Source organism: Aldersonia kunmingensis (assembly GCF_001646865.1).
GTDB classification, from domain to species: Bacteria; Actinomycetota; Actinomycetes; order Mycobacteriales; family Mycobacteriaceae; genus Aldersonia; species Aldersonia kunmingensis.
Window position 1 is genome coordinate 1 of the sequence record NZ_LRRB01000300.1, and the last position, 23737, is coordinate 23737.

A 23737-nucleotide genomic window follows, 5' to 3' on the forward strand; every position below is an offset into this window, starting at 1 on the left:
GATCCCGCCGCCCGGCAGCTCGGCCAGCCGCTCGGGTGCGCCACCCTCGTCCGCCGACCGTGCGATCTCGGCTAGTGCCGCAACGGTTTTGCGCTCGAACACGTCTCGCGGCCGGAACAGCACGCCGCGTGCCTTCGCCCGGGAGACCAGCTGAATCGACACGATGCTGTCGCCGCCGAGCGCGAAGAAGGAATCGTCGACGCCGACCCGGTCGAGGCCGAGCACCTCCGCCATGACCTCGGCGATCGTCTCCTCGAGCGCCGTGGACGGCGCCCGCAGCGAGCGGGCCGCGAAGTGTGGTTCCGGGAGCGCATCTCGGTCGAGCTTGCCCACCGGCGTCAACGGGACCGCGTCGAGCACCATGATCGATGCCGGAACCATGTGCGCAGGCAGCGCCCGCGCGGCGAATTCGATCAGGGCGTCGACGTCGATCGCCTGTCCTTGCGCCACAACGACATACGACACCAGAGCGACTGCTCCCACGGCACCGGTGTGACCAACCGTGACCGCGAAGTCGACACTTTCGTGAGAGGTGAGGACCGCATCGATCTCGCCGAGTTCGATCCGGAACCCGCGCACCTTCACCTGGAAATCACTGCGGCCCACGTATTCGACATCGTCGCTCTCGGTCCAGCGCACGACGTCACCAGTGCGGTACATCCGCTCGCCGGGCGCGCCGAACGGGTTCGCCACGAACCGCGCGGCGGTCAACGCCGGCCGATCGTGGTACCCGCGAGCCAATTGCGTACCAGCCGAATACAATTCACCGGAAACGCCGACCGGCGCCGGATGCAGCCGCTCGTCGAGCACCACCGACTGCATTCCTCGAATCGGGCCGCCGATGACAACCCGGTCATCGACCGAAAGCGGACGACTGATGTTCGTCATGATCGTCGTCTCGGTCGGGCCGTAACCGTTGAATAGTTCGCGACCCGGCGCCCACCGCCGGACCAATTCGGCAGGCACCGCTTCACCACCGGCGACCAGGACGCGGAGGGCGTCCAAACCGTCCACGGGCACCGAAGCAAGCGCAGCCGGCGTGATAAAGGCATGCGTCACACGCTGCGTCGCCAGCAGCGCCGCCAATTCGTCACCGCCGTAGATCTCGGGCGGGCAGACGACCAGCGTCGCGCCTGCGCCGATCGCGAGCAACAACTCCAGCATCGACGCATCGAACGACGGTGAAGCGAAGTGCAGCACTCGGGACTCGGCGGTCACCCGGTACCGCTCCCGCTGCTCCACGGTGTAGTTGGGCAAGCCGGCATGGGTGACCACGACGCCCTTGGGCAGACCGGTCGAACCAGAGGTGTAGATCATGTACGCGGGGTTGGCCGGCCGCACCGGACGAATTCGGTCGCGGGCATCGATCGGCGTCGTCGCCAGCGCGTCGAGCTGTCCGGAGTCGTCGAGCTCGTCCATCTCGAGCCACTGCACCGCGTCGGGCAGCCCGGCTCGCGCGGACGAGACCGTGAGTCCGAGCAGCGCGCCCGAATCGGTGATCATGTGCATGATCCGCTCGGCCGGGTAGGTCGGGTCCATCGGCACGCACGCCGCGCCAGTCTTGGCTACCGCCCAGGTCGCCACGACGGACTCGAGGGACCGGCGGATACCGACGGCGACAAGGTCGTCGGCACCGATACCTCGATCGATCAGCAAGCGCGCCAAGCGGTTCGATGCATCGTCCAGTTCCCGGTAGCTGAGCTGACGGTCCTCGAACACGACAGCGGTGCCGCCCGGGTTGAGCGCTACGGCTTCGGCGAGCAGGTCCGCGAACACCTTTCCGGCCGGCACTCCGCCCGGACCGATCCGCGACACCAGGTCGTCGCGTTCGGTTGCCGCGAGGATGTCGATGTCGCCGGTCGGCGTGCGCGGGTCGGCCAGCACCGCATGCAGCGTGCGCAGAAACCGGTCGGCCAAGGTGGCGATGCGGTCGGCATCGAACAGATGTGGCAGGTACTGGAACTTGAACTCGAGTCGAGCACCGGTGATCGCAAGCACCGACAGCGGATAGTGCGTCACGTTCGCCATGTCGATGTCGGTGATGCTCATACCGAGCAGCGCGTCGGCCGAGGAGATGCCCGCCGCATCGATCGGGTAGGACTCGTAGACCATCAGCGTGTCGAACTCGGCGCCCGGTCCGGCTGTGGCGAGGATGTCGGCGAGCCCGACGAAGTGGTGCGCCAGCAGGTCGGCCTGCTCTCCCTGCAGCCGGACCAGCAACTCCGAAACCGATTCGGCCGGATCATATTTCACCCGAACGGGCAGCGTGTTGATGAACAGTCCGACCATCGACTCGATATCGGCCAGCTCCGGGGGTCGGCCGGACACGGTCGTGCCGAAGACCACGTCGGTGCGGCCGAGCAGCCGGCCAAGGAGGATGCCCCAGACCGCCTGTGCCACGGTGTTCACGGTGACGCCGATACCCGCGGCGAACGAGGACAGCGTCGATGTGGTGGCCTCGTCGAGTTCCACCGAGTATTCCACTGCCACCGCGGTGCTTTCGACCTCGGCATCGGGTGCGAGCAGGGACGGCTCTTCGACACCGGCAAGTGCGTGGCTCCACACCTCGAGTGACTCCGCGGTGTCGCGTTGAACCACCCACTCCAGGAAGGCCCGGTACGACCGGACCGGGGGAAGCACCGAGCCGTCGCCCCGGGTCGCATAGAGCGTCAGCATGTCCTTGAGCAGCAACGGCATCGACCAGCCGTCCAGCAGGATGTGATGGTTGGTTACCACCAGGCGGTACCGGTCAGCCCCGAGCCGCAGCAGGTTGAACCGAATCAGAGGCGGGGCGGCGAGGTCGAAATTGCGTGCCCGATCCTCGGCGAGAAACCGGGCGACGACCGCATCCTGGTCGTCCGATTCGGTGAGATCGACTTCGGCCCATGGGATCTCGACCGAGTCCAGCACCACCTGGACACCGCCGCCCGCATCGTCGGTGACGAACGCGGTGCGCAGGTTCGGATACCGGTTCAGCACCGCTCGAGCAGCGATGCGCAGTCCCGCCGGATCCACCCCTCCCTCGAGATCCATCGAGACCTGGACGATGTAGACGTCCACGTCCGCCGTCGCCATGATCGCGTGGAACATGAGGCCGCTCTGCAGCGGCGCCAACGGCCAGACATCCACCAGGTGCGGGAAGCGCGATTCCCATCGTTCGATATCGGACTGGCCGACCGACACCAGTGGCAGGTCCGACGGCGTCCGTCCACCGGCACCCGCCGTACCGACATACCGCACCACGGCGTCCAACGCCGACACCCACAACGCGGCGAGCTCGTCGACCTCAGCGGTGGTCAGGACACCGGTGGGGAAGGCGAACCGGGCCGACAACGCCCCTCCGACCACGATTGCGTTGATGTCCACGGCAGCCATGGCGGCCATGTCGCGGTCTTCGCCGGCCGACACTTCACCGAGGTCCGAGGCCGGAATCCAGCCGAGCTTGTCCATGCCCTGCGGAAGATCGGCCGCCGAGATCCGGCCCAGATAGTTGAAGCTGATCTGCCCCACCGGACCAACCGGCAATTGTGCGGCGGTCTCGTCGTTCAGGTAGCGCAGCATGCCGTAGCCGATGCCTCGGTCCGGCACCGCGAGCAGTTGCTCCTTGACCGCCTTCACCGCGGATCCGATGCCCGCACCGCCGGCGAACGCGTCGTCGAGGTCGATGCCGGCCAGATTCAGCCGAACGGGGTACATGGTGGTGAACCAGCCAACGGTCCGCGACAGGTCGGCACCGGGGACGACGTCCTCTTCACGTCCGTGTCCCTCGAGCCGGATCAGCGCGGACGCCTCGTCCACACCGCGGCGCGCGCGCCAGCGCGCCACAGCCAGGGCGAGCGCGGCCAACAGCGCGTCGTTGACGCCGCCGTGAAATGCCTGCGGCACCCGGGTCAGCAGCGCGTCGGTGGCTTCGGGGGTCAGTTCGACGCGAACCGCGTCGATGGTTGCGGCCACGTCGACCGTCGCGTCGAGTTGGCGCCGACCCAGCACCGGGTCTGCGCCTTCGATCACCTTGCGCCAGAACGGCAATTCCGCCACGCGCTCCGGCCGCTGCGCCTCGTCGACGAGTCCGGTGGCCCACCGCCGCATCGACGTGCCGACCTCGGGCAGATCGGCCGGAGCTCCACTCGACACCTGCGCCCAAGCGGTGATCAAGTCGGGAATGATGATGCGCCAGGAAACGCCGTCGACCACAAGGTGGTGCAACGCGACGATCAGGCGGCCGGTGCGCCCGGAGTCTTGGCCCGGATCGAGCCAAACAAATTGCGCAACAATGCCCTTGGCGAGGTCGAAGCGACCGAGCGCGGTATCGAGCTCCGCCGATGCGATCGCAGTGAGCGACGGCTCGTCCAATTCGGCGTCGAATGGCACGTGATGCACCAACTTGCCGACATCGGCCCGACCCGCCGGGTCGACCTGCAACTGCCACTCGCCGTCCGCATTTCGGCCCAAGCTCGAGCGCAACATGTCGTGCCGCTCGACGAGCGCAGACAGTGTTGCCACGACTCCGGCGCGGTCGATGCCCTCGGGCAATTCGAGGGTGATGGTCTGGTTGAACCGGCCGTACCCACCACCGCGGGCGAGCATGAACTGCACCACCGGCAGTAGCGGCATGTCACCGACTCCGCCACCGGGCAGTTCGTCGAGAACCACGACCGCGCCCTCCGCCTCGTCGGCGAGCTGGGCGATTTCTGCAAGTGCGGCAACGGTTCTGCGGTCGAATACGTCACGCGGAGTGAACAGCACACCCCGCGCCTTGGCGCGGGCGACCAACTGGATCGAGATGATGCTGTCGCCGCCGAGCGCAAAGAACGAATCGTCGATACCGACACGCTCGAGCCCGAGCGTCTCCGCGAACACGTCGGCGATGGTCTTTTCCAGCGCGGTTCGCGGCTCCCGGTATTCGATCGTCTCGCCGAAAATTGGTGCCGGCAGCGCGTTGCGGTCGAGCTTGCCTGCCGGCGTCAGCGGGATCTGGTCGATCACCATGATCGACGACGGCACCATGTGCGCAGGCAGCACCGAGCCGGCGTGCTCGACCAACTCGGCGGTATCAACGCCGCCGTGCGCCGGAACCACGTAGGACACCAGAACTGTTGCACCAGTTGACATCTTGTGGCCGATGGTGGCCGCGAACTCCACCGAGTCGTGGCTGGAAAGGGTGGAGTCGATCTCGCCGAGCTCGATCCGGAACCCGCGCACCTTCACCTGAAAGTCGTTGCGGCCCAAGTACTCGAACTCGCCCGACGCATCGCGGCGGACCAGATCGCCGGTGCGGTACATCCGTTCGCCCGGCTGGCCTAATGGATTGGCTACGAACCGCTCCGCGGTCAGGCCGGCACGCTGGTGGTAGCCGCGCGCCAGCAACGCCCCGGACAGGTACAGTTCCCCCGCCGCGCCGGCAGGTACCGGACGCATCCGCGCATCCAGCACCAGCGCCTGCGTGCCGCGGATCGGAACGCCGATGGTCACCCGGCCGGTCGACGTCAACGCGTCGCTGATGTGCGACGCGACGGTAGCCTCGGTGGGACCGTACATATTGAAGAATTCACGCGTGCCGTCGCCTGTCCAACGCGCTACGAGTTCGGCAGGGACGGCCTCGCCGCCGGACATCACCGCACGCAGCTCCGGCAGGTTGTCCGGATCGACGGACGCGAGCGCCGACGGCGTTACGAACGCATGGGTGACCCCCTCGTCGACCAGCAGCGTCGCCAACTCCGCACCGCCGGCAACATTCGGCGGACAGATGATCATGGTCGCGCCGCCGCCGACTGCAAGCAGCAGTTCAAGCACAGAGGCGTCGAACGACGGGGTGGCGAAGTGCAGCGTCCGCGAATCGGTGTCGATGCCGAACCGCTCGCGCTGCTCGACGGCCAGGTTCGCCAGACCCGAATGGGTAACCACGACACCCTTGGGTAGGCCGGTCGAGCCGGAGGTGTAGATGATGTAGGCCGCATCCTCGACACGCAACGGGCGCACGCGGTCCGCGTAGGACACCGGGTGATCGGGAATGCCGTCGAGCCGCGCGATGAGTTCCTGGCCGTCGATGACCAGCCACGACACCGCATCGGGCAAGCCCGTGCTGTCCGAGGTCACCGTTAGTCCGAGGCGAGCACCCGAATCGGTGACCATGTGCTCGATGCGTTCTACCGGGTAGTTCGGGTCTACCGGGACGAACGCGGCGCCAGTCTTGGCCACCGCCCACACCGAAAGCACGGATTCGATGGATCGGCGCACGCCAAGGGCGACGACGTCACCAGGACCTACGCCCTCCGCGATCAACACCCGGGCCAGCCGCGATGACTGTGCGTCCAACTCGCGGTAGGTCAGCACGCGGTCGGTGAAGATCAGTGCAGGATTGTCACCACCGAGGTCGACCGCCGCGGACAGCAGCTGCGGCAGCATGGGTGCCGCCGCGCGCCGACGCTGTGGACGCGCGCCCCTGCGCTCCCGGCGGCCTTCGCCGCGACGTGAGGTGGCCTTGGGCTCCAGTTCGCTCATCGCCTGACACCGTGCTGTTCGGACGCATCACGCAAACGCATTGAGCCTGGCCACCTCTTCGTCGATTCTTTTCGCGGTCACGCGAGAATTCCCCATCCACCCAACCACCCGATCTACCGACTCGGCCGATCGGGCAGGTGGGGCATTCCCCCGTAGCGTATCGGCGCCCGCCACGGTTGTGTTGCACTGATCGCCCACGGTGAACGTCGGCGAACCCTGCCGAACGCGCGCCCGATCAGTCCACCGGTGGTGGCGATAGGAACAGCGGACCGTCGCTCCATACCGTCCGGTCATGCGACCAACGTTGCACCGCCTCCGGGCTGGGCGAGCCGTCGACCAGCACGATCACCTCCAGATCTTCGAGGCCGTCCGGATCCATCGCGTCGAGCAGTGCGCCGGGCAGGAACGCGTGGGTGATCCATTCGTCGGCGAGCACGTCCTCGAGGTCACCCGAGTCGGTGTCGGTGATCACGATGGCCGCGCCAGCGGTTCCCGCAACCAGGAACTCCAGGAGCCCAGCGTGCTGGTCGGCACCGACGAGCAGGGTCCGCGACTCGTAGTTCAACGCGTACTTCTCACGGGCACTATCTGCGTGGCCACACAGCGCACCCTGCGCGACCAGGCCCCAGCCGTTCCCCGAAGGCACGAATGCCGCTGGATGGCTTTCCAGCAAATCCCGCCCGCGGTCGGCATAGCTGACCGGGTGCCCGGGTGCTGCCGCGACCGCGTCCGCGACCTCGGGAGCGTCCACAACGAGCCAGCGCACCGAATCCGGCAAACCTGACACCAAGTCCGCGGTGGTCAACCCCATACCGATCGGCGCATCCACCGTCGGTAGCGCCGGATCGACCGGGTCGATCGCGACGAACGCCGCGCCCGTTTTGGCCACTGCCCACAAGGCCGTGATCGACGCGCTCGATCGCGGCATCGCTACCGCCACGACATCGCCCGGCCCGGCTCCGTGCTCGATCAGCACACGCCCCAGCTTCGACGAGTCGCGGTCGAGGTCCGCATACGTCACGTCGGTTCCGTCGACAGCCAGTGCAGGGGCCTCCGGATCGTCCTCGACCACCTTCGCCAACAGCTGCGGCAGGGTCCGCGTACCCACCTGCACGCTCGACGCTATCCCCGCGCCACCGCTCGATGCCGCCAGCGCCTCGGCCCGTTCGGCGGCATCCAGGATGTCGACGTCGGCGATCCGGTTATCGGGCTGCTCGGCAAGCACCGTGAGGACCCGTTCCAGCCGTGCGGCGATCGCCTCCACATCGGCGAGATCGAAGCTGTTCGTCTGGTACTTCAGCTTGATCCCGATGGTCTCCTCTGCGGTGACCAGGACGGTCAGCGGGTAGTGGGCGGCGTCGGCTACGTCGACGCCCGTCACTTCCATGCCGTCGATGGAACTCGCCGCGGCCAGCCCCTCCTTGTCGATCGGATACGACTCGAATACCAGCAGCGTGTCGAACAGCGTGCGCAAGCCGGTCGCGCGCTGGATGTCCGGCAGCCCGATGAAATGGTGCTCGAGCAGGTCGGCCTGCTCGCCCTGCACATGCTGCAACAGTGCCGCGACACTCGACGCCTCATCGATCTGGATCCGCACCGGAATGGTGTTGATGAACAGACCGACCATGGACTCGACGCCGGCCAGGTCGGCGGGGCGACCCGAGACGGTTGCGCCGAAGACGACATCGTCGCGCCCGGTCATCCGCCCGAGCAGGATCGCCCACGCGGTCTGCACCAGCGTGTTGACCGTGACACCAAGCGCAGCACCCACCTCGAGCACTCGCTTGCCTTGCGCCGGATCGAGCGCGAGGACGTGTTCCCCGATCTCGTGGTGCGCATCCGAACCGTGCTCGGGCGACAACAGCGTCGGCTCCGTGACCCCCTGCAACTCCGCGGTCCAGGCCGCGAGCGACCCGGTGCGGTCGCGGTGCGCGAGCCATTGCATGTAGCTGCGATACGGCATCACTCGCGGCAGCACGGACTGATCGCCCCGGACTGCGTACAGCACCAGCAGATCACGCATCAGCAGCGGCATTGACCAGCCATCCAGCAGGATGTGGTGGCTGCACATCACCAGGTTGTACTTCTGCGGCGCCGTCTTGATCAGCATGAAGCGCATCATCGGCGGGGATGTCATGTCGAAGTGCTCGGTGCGGTCGGCAGCGATCAGTCGCTGCAGTTCCTCGTCCCGATCCGATTCGTCCAGGTCGGTCAGATCGATTTCACGCCATGGCAATTCGACGTGATTCAACACGAGCTGCACGGCGCCTTCACCCGGGTCGGTGACGAATGCTGTGCGCAGGTTCGGGTAGCGGTCGAGCACGATCTCGGCGGCCTGGCGCAACCGGCCCGGATCGACCGTGCCACTGAGCTCGAGCACAGCCTGCATCATGTAGACGTCGACTTCCGACCGATTGAGCAGGGCGTGGAAGTGCAGGCCCGACTGCAGCGGCGACAACGGCCAGGCGTCGGTGAGCGACGGATACTCGTTTTCCCACGTGTCGATCTCGGCCTGCCCGACGCGCACCAACTGCAGATCGGACGGAGTGAGACCACCGGCATCCGGCCGCGCGGTATGCCGTGCCAACGCCCCGAGTGCCGATACCCATAGGTCGGCCAGTTCCTTCACCTCTGCGTGCGACAACACCCCGGTCGGGAAGGCAAGTCCCGCACTGAGGACCGTGCCGTCCGGCCCGTCCGTGGTGATCGCGTTGATATCGATCACGCCGTTGGCCGGCATGTCCGCATCCATCGGCACGGTGAGGTCGCCGAGGTCGCCGACCGGCGCCCAGCCGAGGTCGGCGAGTTCGGCGGGCACGTCCGCCGCACTAACTCGGCCCAGATAGTTGAAGCTGATCTGCGCGGGCGCGAACGCAGCCAACTCAGCTCCCGTTTCCGGGTTGAGGTGACGCAGCATGCCGTAGCCGATGCCCTTGTCCGGCAAGGCAAGTAACTGCTCCTTGACTGCCTTGATCGCCGCACCTGCGGCCGGACCGCCGGCAAACGCATCGTCGAGGTCCACGTCAGCGAGGTCGAACCGCACCGGATTCACGCTGGTGAACCAGCCCACCGTACGGGACAGGTCGGCTCCGGCAACGACGGATTCCTCGCGCCCGTGGCCCTCGAGCCGGACAAGCGTTGCGGACGTGCGGACACCCCGGTCGGCGCGCCACTTGCGCACCGCCAACGACAGTGCGGCAAGCAAACCGTCGTTCACGCTGCCGTGGAAGGCACTCGGCACCGCGGTCAGCAGCGCTCCGGTCACCTCGGCGGAGAGCCTGACGCCCACCCGCTCCACCGTTGCGCCGGTATCGACGGCGGGGTCGAACGCCCGGCGGCCCAGTGGTGGGTCGTAACTGGCTGAAATGTCGCGCCACAACGCAAGTTCGCTCACTCGCCGCGGCGAACGAGCCTCATCGACGAGCGCGTGGGCCCAGCGCCGCACCGATGTGCCGGTGGCCGCTAGTGCGGGTTCCTGGCCGGCAGCGAGCTGCGACCACGCAATTGCCAAGTCCGGGATGAGAATTCGCCACGACACGCCATCGACAACGAAGTGGTGAGCGACCACCAGCAAGGCACCGGGCCGGTCCCCGAAATCGAACCAGACAAGTTGCAGCATTGACGGCTCGGCGGGGTCGAGCCGATCCATTGCTGCATCGGTTTCGGTCAGCGCAAGTTTATTGAGTGCCGCCTCGTCGAGGTCGGAATCAACCGCTACGCGCCGCACCAACCGAGCCACGTCGACCGAGCCCTTCGGCAAGACGTCGAAGCGCCAACGAGATTCGGTATCGGGACGCGCGGTCAGCCGGGCACGCAAGATGTCGTGCCGGTCGAAGGCTGCCTCGAAGGTCCGCACCAAATCACTGTGCTCGATGCCGGCAGGTAGCCGCAGCACGATCGACTGCGAGAAGCGACTGTGCGATCCGCCCTCGCCCAACAGTCCGGCCATGATCGGGGTCAGAGGCATCTCACCGACGCCACCACCCGGCAGCTCCTGCAACTGCACGGCCGCCGTCGGCTCCCCGAGAATGGCGGCTTCGGCGATCCCGGCCACCGTCCGGCGTTCGAAGACGTCGCGCGGCGTAAAGACGACCCCACGCGCCTTCGCACGCGAGACCAACTGAATCGACATGATGCTGTCGCCGCCGATAGCGAAGAAGGAGTCGTCGAGACCGACCTGATCCACCCCGAGTACGTCGGCAAAGACCTCGGCGAGAATGGCCTCTACCTTGCTTGTGGGAGAACGGAATTCGCGAGGAGCAAGCACGGGCACTGGCAGCGCCTTGCGGTCGAGCTTGCCGACGGGAGTCAGCGGGATCTCGTCGAGCACCACGATCGCCGCCGGCACCATATGCGGCGGCAGGGTCTTGGCCGCAAACCCGGTGAGCTCTTCGGTGTCGATGCCGCGACCGGGCACGGCGAGCACGTAGGACACCAGAATCGTGGCCCCGGCATCGGTTTCGCGTCCGACGGTGATCGCGTACTCGACGTCGGGGTACTCGGCCAGCACCGTATCGATCTCACCCAACTCGATACGGAAGCCGCGCACCTTCACCTGGAAATCGCTGCGCCCCACATAGTCGAGCTCGAAAGTGGCCGCGCCGGGATCTGCCACCGTCGGCATCCCGTCGACGGCGTACCAACGCACCAGGTCCCCGGTCCGATACATACGGGCGCCCGGCGCCCCCCACGGATTCGGCACAAACCGCTCCGACGTCAACGCCGCCCGGTTGTGATAACCGCGCGCCAACGCGCCGCCCGCAAGATAGAGCTCGCCTGCAACTCCCGGCGGCACCGGATGCAACCGGGCGTCGAGCACCATTGCGCTCATGCCCGCCACCGGTTTACCGATGGTGACGTGCCGCCCCGGCTGCAAGTGCGCGTACGACGAGATGATCGTCGTCTCCGTCGGGCCGTAGCCGTTGAAATACTGCCGCCCCGGCGCCCACTTGGCCAACAACTCCGGCGTGGTCACATCACCACCGACCGAGACCACTTCGAGGTCGGTGATCCCCGCTGGGTCCACCGTGCCCAGAACAGCAGGCGTGATGATCGTGTGCGTCACCCGCTCGTCCTTGAGCAGCTCACCCAGCTCTGCACCACCGATGATCTCCGGGGGCACGATCACCAGCGTCGCGCCCACATAGAACGCTGCGGTCCACTCCAAAACCGACGGGTCGAAGCTCGGCGAACAAATGTGCAGGAATCGCCCAGCCGAGCTCATCTGGTACAGGTCGTTAGCCACCTCGACCAAACCGCCCAACCCGGAATGGGTCACCGTGACCCCCTTGGGCAGGCCTGTCGATCCGGAGGTGTAGATCACGTACGCCGGATGATGCGTCCGCAACGGCGCCAGCCGGTCCGGATCCGTCACCGGTGCCGCCGACTGCTGCTCGACCAACGTCTCCGTTGCCGGGTTGTCGAGCAACAACCAGCTGTCGGGCTCGGGCAGATTCGCGACGAACTCGCCGGTGGTGATCCGCACCGCCGCAGCCGAATCCGTGAGCATGTGGCGGACGCGATCCTCGGGATACGACGGATCGACCGGCACATGCGCTCCACCAGCCTTTGTCACCGCCCACGCGGCGGCAACCATCTCGTAGGAGCGCGGGAAGGCCAACGCCACCAACGTTTCCGGACCCACTCCGCGCGCGATCAACACTCTTGCCAACCGGGAGGAGTATTCGTCCAACTCGCGATAGGAGATCGACCGCCCCCGGTACCGCACCGCGGTCTTGTCCGGATCCAGGTTCACCCCGTGCGTCAATTCATCGGGCATCAACCCGCGCACCATCACCTCGTCACCGTGCACGTGGGTCAGCTGCTCGTACTCGGCAGTCGACAACATGCGCAGATCCCCAACGGGACTGCGGGGTGCGGACACGATCGAAGCCAGCAACAACGTGAATCGATCCGCGAAGCCCCGCACCGTCGACTCGTCGAAGAGGTCTCGGGCGAAGAGGAATTCGGCCCACATTCCATCTTCGGCCGTGCTGTCGCGCAGGGTCAGCTGCAGATCGAACTTCGCCAGACCCGCCTCGAAATCGACCGCGGTAATGCTCAGCCCCGGCAACTCAGCACTCGTCGGCGGCAGGTTGTCGAACGACAACGCCACCTGGAACAACGGATGCCGTGCGGTCGACCGCTCCGGATTCAGCAACTCGACCAACCGCTCGAACGGGATATCCGAATGCGCGAACGCGCCCAGATCCGTCTCCCGTGTGCGGTCGAGTAGCTCCGTGAACGACAGGTCCGGTTCGACATGGGTGCGCAGCACGAGACCGTTGACGAACATGCCGATCAGATCGTCCAACTCCGGCTCGCCACGACCCGCAATCGGGGTGCCGATCGCAATGTCGGAGGTGCCCGACATCCGCGCCAAGAACACCGCCAACGCGGCGTGCACCACCATGAACATCGTCACGCGATGGGTGCGCGCGATGTCGGCAAGCCCCCGCTGCACCTCGGCGTCGATCCGGAAGTTGACCTGCCCGCCGGCAAACGACTGCACCGTTGGCCGCGGCCGATCGGCGGGCAAATTCAGCTCATCCGGCAGACCCGCCAAGTTGTTTCGCCAATAGGTCGCCTGCGCGGACAACAAGCTGTCCGGATCGTCCTCGGAACCGAGCACATCCCGCTGCCACAGCGCGAAATCCGCATACTGTACCGGCAACGGCGCCCACGACGGCTCTTCGCCTCGTGAACGAACCGCGTACGCCGCCACCACATCCCGTGCCATGGGCCCCATCGACCAGCCGTCCGCACTGATGTGGTGCGCCACCATCACCAACACGTGCTCGGTGGGCGCCAGTCGCAGAATCTTCACCCGCAACGGCACCCGCGTCGACACGTCGAAACCAGCCGACACGATCTCGGTGATCCGCTCGGCCAGCGCCTCGCCGGTCACTTCCTCGGGTGTCAGATCGAGCAACGCGTCTGCTACCGAGACAAGCGCCTGATAAGGACCGTGCTCGCCTTCGGGGTAGATCGTGCGCAACACTTCGTGCCGCTCGAAGACGTCCCTGACCGCAGCCTCGAGGGCTGCCTGGTCCAAGTCGCCGGTCAAGCGTGCGGCAGTGGGGATGTTGTTGACCGGCGATGCCGTGTCGTATTGGTTGAGGAACCACATGCGCTGCTGCGCAAGCGACAACGGAACGAGATCCGGACGCGGCTGCGGCCGTAGCGGCGGGCGGCCACCGGTGCCGGCACGCCTTTCCGCGCGCGCGGACAGCGCCTCGACGGTGCGCGCTTCAAACAGTTCGCTTACACCGATGGTGCTGTCCAAAGCCGCGCCCAGGCGTGCGACCACCTGCGTGGCCACCAGCGAGTTGCCACCGAGCTCGAAGAAGTCGTCGTCCGCACCGACCCGTTGTACGCCAAGCACATCGGCGAAGATTCCCGCCACGATCTCTTCGATCGGCGTCGACGGCGCGCGGAACACTTTCGTTCCGAAAACTGGTGCCGGCAACGCCTTTCGATCCAGCTTGCCCGACGGGTTCAGCGGCAACTCATCGAGCACCACGAACGTCGCCGGCACCATGTAGCCCGGCAGCTGCTCGGCCAAGGCGGTGCGCAGGTTGTCGACCTCGACGGCGGCGGCCACCGCAGGCACCACGTAGCCGACGAGCTGCTCGCCGACGTTCGCGTCGGTCCGCACCACGACCACGGCCTGGTCCACCTCGAGCCGGGCAGTAATGGCCGCCTCGACCTCACCGAGTTCGATCCGCAGTCCACGCAACTTGACCTGGAAATCGGTGCGGCCGAGGTATTCCAGCTCACCGCTGCGGGTCCACTTCACCAGGTCACCGGTTCGGTACATTCGTTCGCCGGCGGGCCCGTACGGATTGGCTACGAACCGGTCCGCGGACAGGTCCGGTCGCCGCACGTAGCCACGTGCCAGTTGCACACCCGCCAGATACAGCTCTCCCGGAGCGCCCACCGGTACCGGCCGCAAGCGTGCATCGAGCGCGAAAACCTGCGTGTTGAACACGGGCGCACCGATCGGCACCGCCACGGTGTCGGCGTCGACGACCTCGTGGAACGTCACGTCAACTGCGGCCTCGGTCGGCCCGTACAGATTGTGCAACCGTGCCCCGGTCAGCGCGCGCATGCGCTGCGCCACCGTCGTGGGGAGCGCCTCACCCGATGCGAACACCCGGCGCAACGGGACCGAGCGCGTCCGATCGGCCTGCTCCAGGTGCGCCACGAAAACCGCCATCATTGACGGGACGAAGTGCGCCGTGGTCACCGATTCGGTATCGATCAGCTGCGCCAGGTACGCCGGATCGCGATGCCCGTCCGGACGGGCAACAACCAACCGCGCGCCGACCTGCAACGGCCAGAAGAACTCCCACACACTTACGTCGAACGTGGCAGGTGTCTTCTGCAACACCGAATCCGTGCCATCCAGTCCGTACGCCGCCTGCATCCACACCAGTCGGTTGACGATCGCCTCGTGCGAAACCGCCACGCCCTTCGGGCGACCGGTTGACCCCGAGGTGAAGATCACATACGCCGTATTGCCTGGCCGCACCGCCGAACCCGGCGACACCGGCTCGAATTCCGACAGATCGAGCGTGTCGATCCGGATCGTCCGCACCGCAACCTCGGTCGCGAATTCGTCTGCGGTCGTGGTTAATACACACACCGGCCGGGCAGTGTCGAGGATGTAGCCGATGCGCTCGTCCGGGTGGTCCGGATCCAGCGGCACGTATGCGCCCCCGGCCGCGGTCACCGCGTACATGCCGACCACCAGATCCAACGATCGCCGCATCCCCAACGCGACCAACGACTCCGGGCCAACGCCTTGGGAAATCAACCAGCCTGCAAGTCGATTCACCCGAGCCGCGAATTCCGCGTACGACAGCGACTCGCCCTCGAAGGACACCGCGGTCGCATCCGGGGTGAGCGCTACCTGCGATTCGAACATCGACACCAGAGTCGCCGAAGAATCCACCACCGCGGCGGAATCGTTCCAGCGCGAAAGAACCAACGCGCGCTCGGACCGATCCAACAGTTCGATATCGCCGACGGAAACGTGAGGATCGACCGACACCGCCGCCAACACCCGCACGAACCGCTCCGCGAAGGAGGCAATCGTCTCTTCGTCGAAAAGCTCTGTGGCGTAATTGAAGACGGCGTCGATGCCCGCTGCTTCGCCGACACCGTCGGCAACCTCGCCCATGATGAGCTGGAGATCGAACTTCGCCAGCTGCGCGTCGAAGGAAACGCCGGAAATGCTCATATCCGGCAGCTCCAGCGACACCTGTCCCGTGTTCTGGAAAGTCAGCATGACCTGGAACAGCGGATGATGCGCCTGAGACCGAGGCGGGTTGAGGACCTCGACCAGCCGCTCGAACGGCAGGTCGGAATGTCCGAAGGCGGCAAGGTCGCCGGCACGCGCGGCACGGAGCAGATCGGCGAACGAAACCTTCCCATCCACCCTGGTGCGGAGCACCAACGTGTTGACGAACATGCCGACCAGATCGTCGAGCTCCTGCTCACCGCGGCCCGCGATGGGCGTGCCGATCGCGATGTCGTCGCTGCCGCTCAATCTTGACAGCAGCACCGCGAGCGCGGCGTGCACAACCATGAACACCGAGGCGTTGTGCGCCTTCGCCAGCTGGTCAACATCACGCTGAACCTCGCGGGAGATCGAGAATGCATAAGTTGCACCACGATTCGACGCGATCGCCGGACGCGGCCGATCGGTTGGCAGGTCCAACTGCGCCGGCAGGCCAGCAAGCTCCTCGGACCAGAACCGCACCTGCTGCGAGATCAAGGAATTCGAATCGGCCTCGGAGCCGAGCACCGCTCGTTGCCAGAGTGCGTAGTCGGCGTACTGGACCAGCAGCGGCGCCCAACCGGGAACGTCGCCCTGTGCACGTGCGGTGTAGGCGATCGCGATGTCACGCGCCAGCGGTCCCATGGACCATCCGTCCGTGGCGATGTGATGCGCGACGACCACGAGCACGTGCTCGTTCTCGCTGACCGCGAACAACCGCACCATAAGCGGCACCGTCGCCGTTACGTCGAACGCCGCGGTTGCCGCGGCAATCACACGATCCATCAACTCGTCGGCGGTAACCGGTTCCACGACGAGGTCGGAGAACACCCGCGCCACCGGCAGAATCAGCTGATAAGGATCGCCCTCGGCTGTGTGCGGATAGACCGTGCGCAGAATCTCGTGCCGCTCCAGCACATCACCGACGGCCGACCGAAGCGCGCCGAGGTCGAGCCGTCCGGTCAACCTCATCGCTGCCGGAATGTTGTTGGCTGCCGATGCCGGATCGAAACGGTTCAGGAACCACATCCGCTGCTGCGCGAGCGACAACGGCACCAGCTCCGGTCGCGGCTGCGGGACCAGCGGCCAGCGGCCCCCGGCGCCGACATGAGACTCGATGCGCGAGGCCAGCGCCTCGACCGTCGACGCCTCGAACAGCAAGCGCACCGGGACCCGGGTATCAAGGGCAGCGCCGATCCGCGCGCACGCCTGCGTCGCAATCAGCGAGTTGCCGCCCAACTCGAAGAAGTCGTCATCCAGACCCACTCGCGTCGGCGCGCCACCCTTCGCCCCGCTGATCCCGATTCCGAGCAGTTCGCGGAACACATCGGCAATCGAATGCTGAATCGGCGTCGCCGGCGCCCGGAACTCCTTGACCTCGAACTCCGGTTCGGGCAAGGCCTTTCGATCGATCTTGCCAGCGGAATTGAGTGGGAAGGCCTCGAGTACCAGCACCGCCGAGGGCACCATGTACGACGGCAGCGCCGCCACCAACTTCCCGCGCAGTTCGGCGACGTCGGGTGTCCGCCCGCGGTCCGCCACCACGTAGCCGACCAGACGATCGCCGACGTGTGGGTCCGACCGCAGAACGACGACAGCCTGAGTGATGGCCTCCTGCGCGACCAGTGCCGCTTCGATCTCGCCCAGCTCGATGCGCAGGCCACGCAGTTTCACCTGGAAGTCGGTGCGGCCCAGGTATTGCAGTTCGCCAGATCCGTTCCACCGCACCAGGTCGCCGGTTCGGTACATCCGTGCACCGGAGGGCCCGAACGGGCAGGCAACAAAGCGCTCCGCGCTCAGATCGGAACGCCCGGCGTAGCCACGAGCGATCTGTGCGCCCGTCAGATACAGCTCTCCCCCGACACCAGGGGGAACCGGCCGCATCCTGGCGTCGAGCACCAGCGCGGTGCTGTTCCATACCGGCGCCCCGATCGGCACTGCCCCGACCGCGGCCGGATCGACCGGGCTGTGCGTAGCGTGCACAGTGAATTCGGTCGGGCCGTACAGATTGTATGCCGCCGCGCGGGAAACCTGTCGTAGCCCCGCAACGGTTTCGCCGTGCAACGCCTCACCGGCGATCAGCACGGCGCGCAGGGAATCTACCTCTCCAGCAGACACTTCCGCGTTGAACACCGACAGCATCGACGGTACGAACGACGTCATCGTGACGCCCTCGGCCGCGATCACTTCGGCCAGATAGCGGGGATCGCGATGCCCGTCCGGAGCCGCGATCACCATCCGCGCGCCGGCGGTCAAAGTGGAGAACAGCTCCCAGACCGACACGTCGAACGTCGCGGGGGTCTTCTGGAGCACCACGTCATCCGCGCCGATGCCGTACTCGGTAGCGATCCATTGGATCTGATTCGCCACCGCGCCGTGCGATACCGCAACGCCCTTCGGCCGACCGGTCGAGCCGGATGTGAAGATGACATACGCGGAGTTGCTTGCACGCAGGGGCGCACGACGTTCCGCGTCGGACACCTCGGCACTGCTGAACGCGGTCAGATCGAGCGATTCGAGTTCGATCACCGGAGTGTCCGCAGGTGCCTCGAACCGGTCGGCGGACGTAGTGAGAACGCACACCGGAGCCGCGGTTTCCACCACGTAACTGGTCCGTTCGACCGGCTGATCGAGGTCGAGCGGGACGTAGGCGCCGCCGGCCTCCAGGACCGCGTACATGCCGACCACCATGTCGATGGAGCGACGCATACCGAGGGCGACCAGCGTCTCGGGACCGACACCCTGCCCGATCAGCCAACGCGCGAGCCTGCGCACCCGGTCGGCGAACTCGGTGTAGCTCAGCGACTCGGCACCGAAGGTAACCGCAGGCGCATCCGGGGTGGCGCGAACCTGAGACGCGAACGCCGACACCACTGTCTGCTGCGCATCGATCGGCGCTGCGGTGTCGTTCCACTGTCGCAGTACCGCCGCTTGCTCTGCGGTGTCGAGCAGGTCGATGTCACCGACAACCGTGCCGGCATCCGCCGCGACCGACTCCAGTACGCGGACAAAGCGTCGCGCGAATGTCGCCATCGTCTTATCGTCGAAAAGGTCACGCGCGTACGACAATTCGGCGACCATTCCGCCGGGTTCATCCGCGTTGCCTGGCAACTCGGAGAGCGTCAGCTGCAGGTCGAACTTCGCCAGCGAGCTCGGCATCTCGACACCGCTGACGGTAAGTCCCGGCAGCTCGAACGTCGTACTGGTCGCGCCCTGGAACGACAGCATGACCTGGAACAGCGGATGACGAGCCTGCGAGCGCGTCGGATTGAGCACCTCGACAAGTCGTTCGAACGGCACGTCGGCGTGGCCGAAGGCGGCCAGATCGACGCCGCGCACGGCGGCCAGTTGGTCGTCGAAGCGCGCATGCATGTCGATCTCGGTCCGCAACACCAGGGTGTTGACGAACATGCCGATCAAGTCGTCCAGCGCGGCTTCGCCACGTCCTGCGACCGGCGTGCCGATCGCAATATCGCCCGTTCCGGAGAGCCGGGCGAGCAGTACCGCAAGCGCGGAATGTGTCACCATGAACAGCGTCGCGCCGTTGCTCCGCGCCGTTTCAGCAAGGGCACGATGGAGCCCGGGCATGATCGAGAAGCTGTACAGCCCACCGCGTTCCGACGCGATCGCAGGCCGCGGCCGGTCCGACGGCAGGTCGAGCTGCTCCGGAATCCCGTCCAGGGCGCCCCGCCAGAAGTCGATCTGAGTCGAGATCAGCGACCGCGGATCGTTCTCCGACCCAAGCACCTCGCGCTGCCAGATCGCGTAGTCGGCATACTGCACCGGCAGCGGCACCCAAACGGGTTCCCCGCCGTCGAGGCGTGCACTGTAGGCAGTCATCACGTCGCGCGCGAGCGGACCCATGGAGAATCCGTCTGCCGAAATGTGATGCACCACCAGTGTCAGCACATGCTCTGTGGGGCTGATCTCGAACAGCCTGGCACGGAACGGAACCTCGTCGGCAACATCGAAGCCTTGCAGGACGAGATCCCGCATGGCGCCGGGCAACTCGGCCTCGGTGACCTCGACGGTCGTGAGATCGGGAATCACGCGTGCGGTTGGCACGACCACCTGGTACGGCGTTCCGTCGGCGTCCGGATAGCGGGTGCGCAGCGAATCGTGCCGGGCGAGCACGTCGGCTACGGCAATCAACAGCGCCTGCCGGTCGAGTAGACCGGAGAGCCGCACCGCGACCGGAATGTTGTTGACCGCCGACTCGGTGTCGAAGCGGTTCAGGAACCACATCCGTTGCTGCGCAAGGGACAACGGTACGCGGTCGGGCCGCTCGCGCGGCGTCAGGGGCGTGCGCCGTCCCGCGCCGGCGTGCGACTCGGCACGAGCAGCCAGCGCGGCCACGGTCGACGCCTCGAACAGTTCACGGACCGGAACCTGGGTGTCCAACGCGGCGCCGACCCGCGCCACGACCTGGGTCGCGCTCAACGAGTTGCCGCCGAGCTCGAAGAAGTCGTCGTCGGCGCCGACCCGTTCCACGCCGAGGACTTCGGCAAAGATGTCGGCGATCGTCTCCTCGATCAGCGTGGTCGGAGCGCGGAACTCACGCGCCTCGAACACCGGCGCCGGCAATGCTCGGCGGTCCAACTTGCCGGAGGCGTTGAGCGGCAGTTCGTCGAGCACCATCAGCACCGACGGCACCATGTAGGCGGGCAGTTCACGAGCGAGCTGCGCGCGCGCCGCCTCGGTGTCGAGTGCGCGACCGGCGTCCGACACCACATAACCGACGAGCTGCTGGCCCGTCCGGCTATCCGAGTGCGCCACCACGACCGCCTGTGCGACGTCATCCAGGGCGGCGAGTGCAAGCTCGATCTCGCTCAGCTCGATACGCAGACCGCGCAGCTTGACCTGGAAGTCGGTGCGGCCGATGTACTCGAGTTCACCGTCCGAGGTCCACCTCACCAGGTCGCCGGTGCGGTACATCCGCGCAGCAGGCGCTCCGTACGGATTCGCCACGAACCGATCCGCGGTCAAATCGGGGCGTGCCACGTAGCCCTGCGCCAGCTGGGCACCGGCGAGATACAGCTCTCCCCCGACGCCGACCGGCACCGGCCGCAACCGCCCGTCCAACACGTAGACCTGCGTGTTGAAGACTGGCGCACCGATCGGCACCGACACGGTGTCGGTGTCGGCGACCTCGTGGAAGGTCACGTCCACCGCCGCCTCTGTCGGGCCGTACAGGTTGTGCAGCCGCGCACCGGTGAGCTCCCGCAACCGCTGTGCGCTGCGGGCAGGCAATGCCTCGCCCGAGGCAAACACCTGTCGCAGCGACGCCACCGATGCCGCGCCGACGTCCTCGAGGTGTGCCACGAAGACGCTGAGCATCGACGGCACGAAGTGCAACGTCGTCACCGCTTCGGATCGGATCAGGTCGATCAGATATGCCGGGTCGCGGTGGCCGTCGGGCCGCGCCACGACCAGCGACGCACCAACCTGCAACGGCCAGAAGAATTCCCACACGCTCACGTCGAACGTCGCAGGGGTCTTCTGCATCACCACGTCGGTCCGGTCGAGGCGGTATGCCTGCTGCATCCACACCAGGCGGTTGACGATCGCCCCGTGACTGACCGCCACGCCCTTCGGACGACCCGTCGATCCCGAGGTGAAGATGACGTACGCGGTGTCGTCCGGGCGCGCAGTGACCGGCGGCTCGGTGGACTCGTATCCGGACAGATCCAGCGTGTCAACGGGAACCACCGGTGTAGCACCGGGGACAACGAATTCATCTCGCGCACAGGTCAATACACACACCGGCTGCGCCGTGTCCAGGATGTATTCGGTGCGCTCGGCCGGATGATCCGGATCCAACGGCACGTAGCCGGCGCCGGCGACGCCGGCCGCGTACATGCCGATCACCAGATCCAACGACCGCCGCATGCCAAGCGCCACGAACGAACCGCGGCCGACACCGATCGAGTTCAGGTGGCGCGCAAGGCGATAGACGCGTGCCGCGAATTCCGCATAGGTCAGCCGCTCGCCCTCGAACGTAACGGCGACCGCGTCCGGCGTGCGCGCTACCTGATCGGAGAACATCGACACCAACGTCACCGGAGCGGAGCTCGCGCGAGGAGCCGACAGCACTGAGTCGTCCACCGCGAATGCGGTGTCGTTCCACTCTTCGAGCAGCATCCGCCGCTCGTCGGCATCGAGCAGCTCGAGTTCACCGACAGCGCGGTCGGAGTGCGCGGTGATCCAGGTCAGCACCCGGACCAGCCGGTCCGCGATCCCGGCCACGGTGTGTTCGTCGAAGACGTCGCGCAGATAGCCCGCCCGAATCCGGAGCCGGCTGTCGAGCTGCGCGATCAGCGTGAGCGGGTAGTGCGTCGCGTCGTCCGCATCGATGCCGGTCACCGACATGCCGTCGATCGACGCCGCCTGTTCCCGAATCCCGGCCGCATCCACCGGATACGACTCGAACACCACCAAGGTATCGAAAAGGACGCCCATTCCGGTTGTCGACTGGATGTCGGCCAGGCCGACGTGATGATGGTCGATCAGGTCGGCCTGCTCGCTCTGGAGCCGGCGTAGCACTGCCGCCACGGTCTCCTCGACGGTGGCCTGCACGCGGACCGGCACCGTGTTGATGAAGAGGCCGACCATGGATTCCACGCCGGCGAGGTCTGCCGGGCGCCCGGAGACGGTGGTACCGAATACGACATCGTCGCGACCGGTCATGCGGCCCAGGAGGATTCCCCAGGCAGCCTGCAACATGGTGTTGGCAGTGACACCGAGTTCGGCCGCCAATTCGGTGACCCGGCGGGTGTATTCCTCATCGAGCTCGACGCGGTACTCGCCGGACAGCGCGGCGATTTCGCGGCCAGCGTCCAACGGAACCAACAGGGTGGGCTCGTCCAAACCGTCGAGCGCCGACCGCCACACGTGCAGCGAGCCGGACGCGTCCTGCCGCGAAAGCCATTCCAGGAAAGCCCGATACGAGCGCACCGGCGGCAACAGCGCGGTGTCGCCGCGCACCGCGTACAACACGAGCAGGTCCTTCATCAACAGCGGCATCGACCAGCCGTCGAGGACGATGTGATGGTTGGTCACGATCAGGCGGCAGTGGCCGGCGTCGACACGCACGAACGTGAACCGGATCAGCGGTGGACGGGTCAGGTCGAAGGTCGCCGCCCGCTGCTCGGAGACCAGCCGATCGAATGTCTCGCGCCAGTCGGGAGCGGAGCTCAGGTCGACTTCGGTCCACGGGAGTTCGACCGAATCGAGCACGACCTGGACGGGCACGCCACTGGCGTCGGTGATGAACGCGGTGCGCAGGCTCGGGTACCGGTCGAGCATGGCCTCGGCGGCCGACCGCAACCTGCCCGGGTCGACCTTGCCCTCCAGCTCGAGTACCACCTGAGCGGTGTAGACGTCGACCGACGTCGCAGCCAGTTGTGCGTGGAACAGAAGCCCGCGCTGCAGCGGCGAGAGCGGCCACGCATCGCTGAGCGACGGATACTTCGCTTCCCAGGCGTCGATGTCGGCCTGACGAACCCGCACGAGCGCCAGATCGGACGGCGTGTGGCCACCCGCGTCCGGCGCTTCCACGTGCCGGGACACAGCGGTCAGCGCATCGACCCACAGCTCGGCAAGTTCGGTGACGTCCTCGTGGTCCAGCAAGGTGTCCGGGTAACCGAAGTTCGCCGACAGTTGACCGTCCACAACGATCGCGTTGATGTCCACTGCCGCCATCGCAGGCATGTCCGAATCAGCTTGCGCCGGTAGGTCTTCGAGATCCGACGCGGGGATCCAGCCGAATCCCCTCAGTTGCTCCGGTATGTCTGCCGCAGAGATCTGTCCGAGGTAGTTGAAGCTGATCTGGCCGATTTCGGCCGGCAGTTGCGCGGCAGTCTCCGGGTTCAGGTAGCGCAGCATGCCGTAGCCGATGCCCCTGTCCGGAATGGCGAGCAACTGCTCCTTGACGGCCTTGATCGCCGAGCCCAT

The 23737-nt window shown here is 66.5% G+C and carries 2 protein-coding genes; both read right to left on the reverse strand.

Annotated elements, in window-relative coordinates; all coding sequences use genetic code 11:
* Positions 1–6501, reverse strand: a 6501-nt coding sequence (locus A8G08_RS23930) for a non-ribosomal peptide synthetase (protein WP_157108765.1), incomplete at its 3' end; no start/stop codon positions are given.
* A gap of 235 nt (positions 6502–6736) precedes the next feature.
* Positions 6737–23737 (reverse strand): non-ribosomal peptide synthetase (locus A8G08_RS23935; protein WP_068279790.1); only part of this gene is annotated, 17001 nt, incomplete at its 5' end.